Raw genomic sequence first — 9,026 nt, forward strand, 5'->3', positions numbered from 1 at the left:
GACGTGTTCGGCTGGCGCTCCGTCTTCCTGCTGGCGGCGGCGATGGGGGTGGTGGCGCTGGCCGCGCAGTTCGCGACGCTTCCACGCATGGCGCCGAGCGGGTCGACCAGCCTGCGCACCCTGGTCGAGGTCCTGGGGCGCCCGGGGATCGGGATCGGCATGATCGCGGTAGGCCTGGTCTTCACCGGCCATTTCGCCTTCTTCACCTATATCCGCCCGTTCCTGGAGACCGTGACCGGGGTCGGGGTGAGCGGTATTTCCGGCATCCTGCTGGGCTTCGGCATCGCGAACTTCCTGGGCACGTTCCTGGGCGGGACGCTGGTCGCCTGGAACATGCGGATGGCGCTGATGCTGACGCCGCTCGTGATGGGCGTGCTCGGCCTGGGCCTCGCCGGGATGGGCGGCGTGCCGATCGCGGACGCGGCGATGATCGCGGTCTGGGGGGCGGCCTTCGGCGCGGTGCCGGTGGCGTGGTCGACCTGGCTCACCCGCACGGTCCCGGACGAGGCCGAGAGTGCGGGCGGCCTGCTGGTGGCCGCGATCCAGCTTGCGATCGCCACCGGGGCCGGCGTCGGGGGCGCGATCTTCGACGTGGGCGGTGCGACCGGCGTCTTCGCCGTGAGCGGCTTCGTCCTCCTCGCGGCGACGCTGGTGATCCCGGTCGGCGTCCGGACGCGGCCGGTCCCCGCCGCGGTCTGAAGCGGGTCCTAGCGTCAGGGTTGAAGAACCGCGATACTCCGCCGGATGGGGCGTGGCCGACCCACGCCCCATCCGGCGGGTTGCGGAATGGAAGACGTATCGTTCTGGGGAGTGATCGCGGGGGCCGGCGGCGTGCTCGGAGTTGGCGCGCTGGTTGCAGCATATTTCAGCGAGACCGTGCGCGAGCTGCTGCCGACGCCGCGGCGGCTCGTACGTCGGTTCCGGCGGCGCGATCTGCCTCCGGCGCCGGGGCTGCATTTCACGGTGCTGGTTGCCGACCTGAAGCGGGACGGCGATGGCCGGCAGACCGACCATGTCGCCGGCGCGCTGGACCTCTACAGAGGCATCGACGTCATCCGCATTGGCCCCGGGCCCGAATGGGATTTCGGCAGCCGCGCGGCACTCGAACTCCAGGCGCGCCGACTGCTGGAAGAGAAGAACGGCGACGTGCTGATCTTCGGCGAAGTGGCGAAGGCCGACGAAAGGCTGCGGTTACGGATCCTCGGACGCCATTCGGGCGCGAAGAGCGGGAACGGCTCCTACCGCCTGGAAACGGCTGAACTGCCCCGGGACTTCGATACCGATTTCGCCGCCGCACTGGTCGCGGCAATGGCCGGAGAGATCGCCACGGTGATGGGACGGCGGGGCACCTATCTGGCCGATATCCTGCGTCCCACGGTCGAGAAGCTGTCCCGCCTGTGCGAACACATGCCGACCGGTTTGGACACCGACCAGCGCGGCAACCTATGGCATTCGCTCGGCCTTGCGGCCGGAGTTCTCGGTGAACAATCCGGTGACGACGAGAGGCTCCGACAGGCGATCCATGCCTTTCGCGCCACCTTTGAAGAACATACCCGTGAGCGTGTGCCGCTTGCCTGGGCCATGACCCAGAACAACCTGGGCAACGCGCTCGCGTGCCTGGGCGAGCGGGAGAGCGGGACGGTGCGGCTGGAGGAGGCGGTTGCCGCGTTCCGTGCTGCGCTGGATGAACGTACCCGCGAGCGTGTACCGCTTGACTGGGCCGCGACCCAGAACAACCTGGGCACCGCGCTCCGGTGCCTGGGCGAGCGGGAGAGCGGAACGGCGCGCCTGGAGGAGGCGGTTGCCGCGTTCCGTGCTGCGCTGGATGAACGTACCCGCGAGCGTGTGCCGCTTGACTGGGCCATGACCCAGAACAATTTGGGCAACGCGCTCCTGCGCCTGGGCGAGGGGGAGGGCGGGACGGCGCGCCTGGAGGAGGCGGTTGCCGCATTCCGTGCTGCGCTGGATGAACGTACCCGCGAGCGTGTGCCGCTTGATTGGGCTGCGACCCAGAACAACCTGGGCGACGCGCTCCGGTGCCTGGGCGAGCGGGAGGGCGGGACGGCGCGCCTGGAAGAGGCGGTTGCCGCGTTCCGGAAGGCGCTCGATGTCTTCGCAGCAGCCGATGCCAGCCACTACGCATCCATCGCCTCGTACAACCTCCGGCGTACCCAAGCCACGCTCGACGAGCGGCACGGTGCCTCCTCGTCTCCTACGTCTTCCTAGGAACAGTGTAGCCGACCAGCCTCCCCGAACCCGCGGCGAGTTCGCGCCAGGACGGGACGTCGAACTCGATGCCGGCCAGCGTCGCGGTCGGGAACCCCTGCCGCAGGCCGGCCAGGGCCTCGCCGTCGCCCGACGACGCGAGGTCGCGGGCGAGGTCGTGGAGGTCGGGGTTGTGGCCGACCAGCAGCACGGAGCCGACCTCGTCCGGGATGCGGCGCAGGCGGTCGAGCAGGGCGGGGGCGCCGGCCAGGTAGAGGCCGCGTTCGCGCTCGACCGGCCAGCCGGCGCCGGCGGCCGACAGTGCCAGCGCCAGCGTGTCCTCGGCGCGTCGGGCGGTCGAGCACAGGACGAGGCCGGGGGCGAGGCCGCGGCCGGCCATGTGCCGCCCGACCCATGCCGCCGCCTCGCGGCCCCGGTCGGCCAGCGGCCGGTCGTGGTCGGGCAGGTCCGGGTCGTCGCGGGACGACTTGGCGTGGCGCAGGAGATGCAGGGTCTTCACGATCGGGCTCCGCCGGGCCAAGGAAAATTTGCAAAGGTCGCGGGACTGCCGCACAAATCGTAACCTGAAACGGCCAGGATCATCATCCCCCTTCGGAACGCATGTCGAGGCTACCGTGACCAGCATTCCCGAGATCGACGCCCCCGTCGTCGACCCGCGCTCTGCCGACCGTTTCATCAACCGCGAATTGTCGTGGCTGAGCTTCAACCAACGGGTACTGGAAGAGAGCTACAACACCGCGCATCCGCTGCTGGAGCGGCTGCGCTTCCTGTCGATCTCGGCCAGCAACCTCGACGAGTTCTACATGGTCCGCGTGGCCGGGCTGAAGGCCCAGGTGGCGGCCGGCATCACGGCGCCGTCCGCCGACAACCTGACCCCGGCCCAGCAGCTCCAGGCGGTGAACCAGCGCGTCATCGAGCTGATGCGGGACCAGCAGCTCTGCTGGCGGGAGCTGCGGGGCGAGATGCGCGAGGCCGGCATCGCCGTCGTCGACCCGTCGGAGCTGACCGACGGCGAGATCGCGTGGCTCGAAACCCGGTTCATGGACGACATCTTCCCGATCCTGACGCCCGTCGCGGTCGATCCGGCCCATCCTTTCCCCTTCATTCCCAATCTCGGCTTCAGCCTCGCCCTCCAGCTCACGAATCCCGACCGCAATCAGATCCTCGATGCGCTGTTGCCTCTACCGGGCCAGCTGGACCGCTTCGTCCGCCTGCCCGGATCGGACGTGCGCTTCGTGCTGCTGGAACAGGTCGTGCTGTTGTTCCTGGACAGGATATTCCCTCCGCCGTTCAAGCTCACCGGGCACGGGGTGTTCCGGATCCTGCGCGACAGCGAGGTCGAGATCGACGAAGAGGCCGAGGACCTGGTGCGCACCTTCGAGACCGCGCTCAAGCGGCGCCGGCGGGGCAGCGTGATCCGGCTGGCGGTGAATGCGGGGATGGCACCGGACCTGCGCGACTTCCTGCGCCACCAGCTCCACGTCTCGAACGAGGACGTGTTCGTGCTGGAGGGCCTGCTCGGCCTGTCCGACACCCGGCACCTGATCATCGACGAGCGGCCCGACCTGGTCTTCCCGCCCTACAACGCGCGCTTTCCCGAGCGCATCCGCGACTTCGGCGGCGACTGCTTCGCCGCGATCCGGCACAAGGACATCGTCGTCCACCACCCCTACGAGAGCTTCGACGTCGTCGTCCAGTTCCTGCGCCAGGCCGCCAACGACCCCGCGGTCGTCGCGATCAAGCAGACCCTCTACCGCACCTCGAAGAACTCGCCCATCGTCGCGGCGCTGATCGAGGCGGCGGAGGCCGGCAAGTCCGTGACCGCGATGGTCGAGCTGAAGGCCCGGTTCGACGAGGAGGCCAACATCCAGTGGGCCCGGGACCTCGAGCGCGCCGGCGCCCAGGTGACCTACGGCTTCGTCGACCTGAAGACCCATGCGAAGGTCTCGCTCGTCGTCCGGCGCGAGGCGAAGGGGCTGCGCTCCTACGTCCATTTCGGCACCGGCAACTACCATCCGATCACGGCCAAGGTCTACACCGACCTGTCCTTCTTCACCTGCGACCCGGCGCTGTGCCACGACGCCGCGCTGATGTTCAACTTCATGACCGGCTACGCGACGCCGAAGGCGCTGGAGAAGCTGGCGATCGCGCCGCTGCTGCTGCGCCAGCGCCTGGACGAGCTGATCGACGCCGAGATCGCCCATGCCCGCGCCGGCCGGCCGGCGTCGATCTGGGTGAAGCTGAACTCTCTGGTCGATTCCGGGGTGATCGACAAGCTGTACGAGGCGTCGCGGGCGGGCGTGCAGATCGACATGATCATCCGCGGCATCTGCTGCCTCAGGCCCGGGATCGCGGGGCTGTCCGAGAACATCCGCGTGCGCAGCATCGTCGGGCGCTTCCTCGAGCACGGCCGGGTCGTGTGCTTCGGCAACGGCCATGCGCTGCCGTCGCGCAACGCGAAGGTGTTCATCTCCTCGGCCGACTGGATGCCCCGCAACCTCGACCGCCGGATCGAGACGCTGGTCCCGGTGGAGAACCCCACCGTCCACCAGCAGATCCTGGACCAGATCATGGTCGCCAACCTGAAGGACGAGGCCAGCAGCTGGACCCTGGCGCCGGATGGGCGCTATCGCCGCGTGCCGGCCGCCCGCCCCCCGTTCAGCGCGCACGAGTACTTCATGACGAACCCGAGCCTGTCCGGACGCGGCAGCGCGCTGAGCGCGAACCGCCAGCCACCCCGCCTCGTCCTGTCCAACAACAACTGAACGCGGCCGGCCCATGCCAGTCTCCTTCGAACGACCGTCAGCCGACTCCCGCCGCCGCGCCGAGCGGGTGGGCGTCATCGACATCGGTTCGAATTCCCTGCGCCTCGTGGTCTATGACGGCCTGACCAGGGCGCCGATCCCGCTGTTCAACGAGAAGGTGATGTGCGGCCTCGGCCGCACGGTCGAGAAGACCGGCCGGCTCGACCCCGACGGCGTCGTCCTCGCGCTCAACAATCTCGACCGGTTCTGCACGATCTTGTGCGGGATGCAGGTCGGGCGGGTCGACGTGGTTGCGACCGCCGCCGTCCGCGACGCCGCCGACGGGACCGCCTTCGTCGAGGAGGTGGGGCGCCGCACCGGCCTGCGCGTGCGCGTCGTGCCGGGGTCGGAGGAGGCGCGGCTGTCGGCGATGGGCGTCCTGTCGGGCATGCCCGCGGCCGACGGGCTGATGGGCGACCTCGGCGGCGGCAGCCTGGAGATGGTCGGCATGGACGCCGGCTCGGTCGGCCCGGAGACGCCGGTCACGCTGCCGCTCGGGCCGCTGCGGCTGATCGAGGCCTCGGGCGGGAAATGCGACCGGGCCGCGAAGATGGTCGACCAGCAACTCGACGCCGTCGACTGGCTGCCGGCCTATCAAGGGCGCACGCTCTATCCCGTCGGCGGGAGCTGGCGGGCGCTCGCCAAGCTCCACATGGAGCAGGTGAAGCACCCGCTGCACATCATCCACCACTACGCCGCCGACACGGTGCAGCTCCGCGATTTCCTGGCCCTCCTCTCGCGCCAGAGCCGGTCGTCGCTGGAGAAGATGTCGGGCATATCGCGTCGGCGCGCCGATACGCTGCCCTTTGCCGCCCTGGTGATGGAGCGCCTGCTGCGAAGGCTCGAGCCGGCGCAGGTCGTGTTCTCGGCCTACGGGCTGCGCGAAGGGCTGCTGTTCGACCTGCTGAACGCACAGGAGCGGCGCGCCGACCCGCTGCTGGAGGCCTGCGCCGCCGTCGCCCACCGCCTGGGGCGGTTCGGCACGGCGGACGTGCTGGCCGGCTGGACCGCGTCCCTGTTTCCGGGCGAGGACGCGGCCGAGGCGCGCCTGAGGACGGCCGCCTGCCTGCTGAGCGACCTCGGCTGGGCGGAACATCCCGACTACCGGGCCGAGCACGCCTTCCTGCGCGTGCTGCGCATGCCGTTCTCCGGCGCCGACCATTCGGAGCGCGCGTGGCTGGCGCTCGCCTGCTATGTGCGCTACGCCGGCCGCGCCGACGACGCGCCGACGGCGGCGGCGCGCTTGCTGCTGGACGAGGCCCAGGCGGGCCGGGCCACCGTGTTGGGCCAGGCCCTGCGGCTGGCCCAGACGCTGACCGGCGGCGTCGCCGGGCTGCTGCAGCGGACCTCGCTGGGCCTCGGCGACGACGCGGTGACCCTGATGCTGCCGGAGGACAGCCGCGTCCTGGTCGGCGACGTCGTGCAGCGCCGCCTCGACGCCCTGGCCAAGACGGTCAAGCGCACCGGCACGATCGCCTACCGGCCGAAGCCCCGGGCGGCGTGAGCTGGGCCCGGGACCCGGGTGGCTTTAGTCAGCGTCCGGCGGAACCGGCACCATCAGGACCCGCTTGCCGCGGATGGCCAGCGCCAGGCGGCCGTGCTTGAGGGCCAGGGCGTCCTCGCCGAACAGCTCGCGCCGCCATCCCCGGAGTGCGGGCACGGGCGCCTCGTCGTCGGCCGCGATCGCCTCGAGGTCGCCGGCATTCGCGACCAGCTTCGTCGCGACCTGCTGGTCCTCGCACTTCATCTTGAGCAGAACGCGCAGCAGCTCGATGATCGGGGCGAGGCCGGGCGGGGGCTCGACCCTCGGCTCGACCGCCGGCCCATCCTCGGGCGGCAGGTCGCGGCCGCGCTGGACGGCGGCGAGCAGTTCCTGCCCCCAGCGGCCCTCGGCGACGCTGCGGCCCAGGCCCCGGGTGCGGGCGAGGTCGTCGACCGTGGCGGGTGCGTGGGAGGCGATCTCGAGCAGGGCTTCGTCGCGCAGGACGCGCGAGCGGGGCACGTCCTTGCGCTGGGCCTCGCGCTCGCGCCATGCCGCGAGCTCGCGCAGGATCGCGAGGAAGCGGGGCTTGTCCGAGCGGACCTTGAGCCGGCGCCAGGCCTGCTCCGGCTCGACCTGGTAGGTGGCGGGATCGGTGAGGACGCCGATCTCCTCGTCCAGCCAATGCGCCCGGCCGGTCTTGACCAAGCGCTTGCGGAGCTTCTCGTAGGCCGGGCGCAGATGGGTCACGTCGGACAGCGCGTAGGCGAGCTGGCGCTCGGTCAGCGGGCGGTTGGACCAGTCGGTGAAGCGGCTGGACTTGTCGACCCGGGCGCCGGCCAGCTTCGCGATCAGCGTCTCGTAGCCGACGCTCTCGCCGAAGCCGCAGACCATCGCCGCCACCTGCGTGTCGAACAGCGGCGTCGGGATGCGGCCGGTGAGATGATGGAAGATCTCGACGTCCTGGCGCGCCGCGTGGAAGACCTTGAGCACGCCGGGGGCGTCGAGCAGGTCGAACAGCGGCGCCAGGTCGATGCCCTCGGCCAGCGGGTCGACCGCCGCGGCTTCGTCCTCTCCCGCGATCTGGACGAGACAGAGCTTCGGCCAGAAGGTCTTCTCGCGCATGAACTCGGTGTCGATCGTGATGTAGTCGGAGCCCTTCATGCGGCCGCAGAAGGCGCCCAGCTCTTCGGTCGTTGTGATCAGCGTCATGGCCGCAAGTGATACAACAGCCGCCGCCGCCTCGTCACCGGATTTGCCGCCCCCTCGGTTCGGATCTTCCCTTGCGCGCCAACCCGCGCTATCCGTGCCCCGGAGCGCGATCCGGCCTCCCCGCGTCGCCCCGCGTTCCCCGGCAATAGGAAGGGCCCGTGTCGCAGCACTCCACAGGAAGCATCAAGCCCATCCTCGTGGTCAGGCACGCGAACGGCGAAAGCCTGCTGGTCGCCAGGCTCAGCAACGCCGGGGCCAACAGCCAGTCGAATCGCTTCGCGCTGCGGACGCTGGAGCTGAGGCCGCCCTGGCCCCAGCCCGACAACGGCTATTTCGGCTATGCCGACGTCGCGCGGGCGCTGGTCGCCAATGGCTGGCGGGGATGCGCCGTCGAGGTGCTGCCGACCGTCGACGCGGAGGAGGCGCGGGCCCGGCGGCTCGCCGCGCGCAAGCTCCACGCGCCCCTCATCGCGGCCACGATCGAACGGGCGAAACGCGACGTCTGAGCTACGGACGCGCCTTGACAAACCGGGTCAATCCATGTGCTCTGGCGCGCCCGACCGCCGTTCACGCCAGAACCTGCTCAACGGGCCCAAGGAGGGCGGCGATCCTCCACGCGGCCCCGATACCGAGGTGCGCCACGTCATGCATCCCTACCGGACCCACTCCTGCGGCGCATTGCGCCTCGCCGATGCCGGTTCGACCGTCCGCCTGTCCGGCTGGATCCATCGCAAGCGCGACCACGGCCACCTGCTGTTCGTGGACCTGCGCGACCATTACGGCCTGACCCAGGTCGTGATCGACAGCTCGAACCCGACCTTCGAGGCGCTGGACCGCCTGCGGGTCGAGAGCGTCGTGACCGTGACCGGCGTGGTCGTCGGCCGCTCGCCCGAGACCGTCAACGACAAGCTGCCGACCGGCGAGATCGAGGTCCAGGCCCGGCAGGTCGAAGTCCAGAGCGCCGCCGAGCAGGTGCCGCTGCAGGTCAACAGCGACCAGGACGCCGGCGAGGACATCCGCCTGCGCTACCGGTTCCTCGACCTGCGGCGCGAGAAGATGCAGCAGAACATCGTGCTGCGCTCGCGCGTGATCGCCTCGATCCGGCGGCGCATGATCGAGCAGGACTTCACCGAGTTCCAGACCCCGATCCTGACCGCGTCGTCGCCGGAGGGGGCCCGCGACTTCCTGGTGCCGAGCCGCATCCATCCCGGCAAGTTCTACGCGCTGCCGCAGGCGCCGCAGCAGTTCAAGCAGCTCCTCATGGTGGCGGGCTTCGACCGCTACTTCCAGATCGCGCCGTGCTT

Annotated in this window: 8 protein-coding genes; 6 read left to right on the forward strand and 2 right to left on the reverse strand. The window is 70.3% G+C overall.

The window, feature by feature from the left end:
• Together VGO20_RS08345 and VGO20_RS08350 are read left to right on the forward strand one after the other, a co-directional pair.
• Positions 1-699, forward strand: a 699-nt coding sequence (locus VGO20_RS08345; RefSeq protein ID WP_327501858.1) for an MFS transporter, incomplete at its 5' end; no start/stop codon positions are given.
• A gap of 87 nt (positions 700-786) precedes the next feature.
• Entirely contained in the window at positions 787-2,226 is a 1,440-nt protein-coding gene (locus VGO20_RS08350) for a tetratricopeptide repeat protein (protein WP_327501859.1), read from the forward strand.
• On the opposite strand, the gene VGO20_RS08355 is transcribed toward VGO20_RS08350, so the two are convergent.
• Positions 2,213-2,725: a SixA phosphatase family protein gene (locus tag VGO20_RS08355; RefSeq protein ID WP_327501860.1), complete on the reverse strand. Its 513-nt coding sequence runs from the start codon at positions 2,723-2,725 to the stop codon at positions 2,213-2,215. The genes VGO20_RS08350 and VGO20_RS08355 overlap by 14 nt on opposite strands.
• Before the next feature lie 115 nt (positions 2,726-2,840).
• Here VGO20_RS08355 and VGO20_RS08360 point away from each other — a divergent pair, with 115 nt between their 5' ends.
• Positions 2,841-4,991, forward strand: a complete 2,151-nt coding sequence (locus VGO20_RS08360) for an RNA degradosome polyphosphate kinase (RefSeq protein ID WP_327501861.1) — start codon at positions 2,841-2,843, stop codon at positions 4,989-4,991.
• Positions 4,992-5,058: 67 nt separating this feature from the next.
• On the forward strand, positions 5,059-6,534 hold the full coding sequence (locus tag VGO20_RS08365; RefSeq protein WP_327501862.1) for a Ppx/GppA family phosphatase: 1,476 nt from the start codon (positions 5,059-5,061) through the stop codon (positions 6,532-6,534).
• A gap of 24 nt (positions 6,535-6,558) precedes the next feature.
• Here VGO20_RS08365 and rnd read toward each other — a convergent pair whose 3' ends face one another.
• A complete protein-coding gene (gene rnd, locus VGO20_RS08370) occupies positions 6,559-7,722 on the reverse strand; it encodes a ribonuclease D (RefSeq protein ID WP_327501863.1) in 1,164 nt (387 codons plus the stop codon).
• Between the two features lie 158 nt (positions 7,723-7,880).
• On the opposite strand from rnd, the gene VGO20_RS08375 reads away from it, so the two are divergent.
• Complete coding sequence (locus tag VGO20_RS08375; protein WP_327501864.1) at positions 7,881-8,228, forward strand: hypothetical protein; 348 nt, start codon at positions 7,881-7,883, stop codon at positions 8,226-8,228.
• Positions 8,229-8,367: 139 nt separating this feature from the next.
• Positions 8,368-9,026: amino acid--tRNA ligase-related protein (locus tag VGO20_RS08380; protein WP_327501865.1), on the forward strand; the 659-nt coding region annotated here is incomplete at its 3' end.

Source organism: Arenibaculum sp. (assembly GCF_035998295.1).
GTDB lineage: Bacteria > Pseudomonadota > Alphaproteobacteria > Azospirillales > Azospirillaceae > DASYHS01.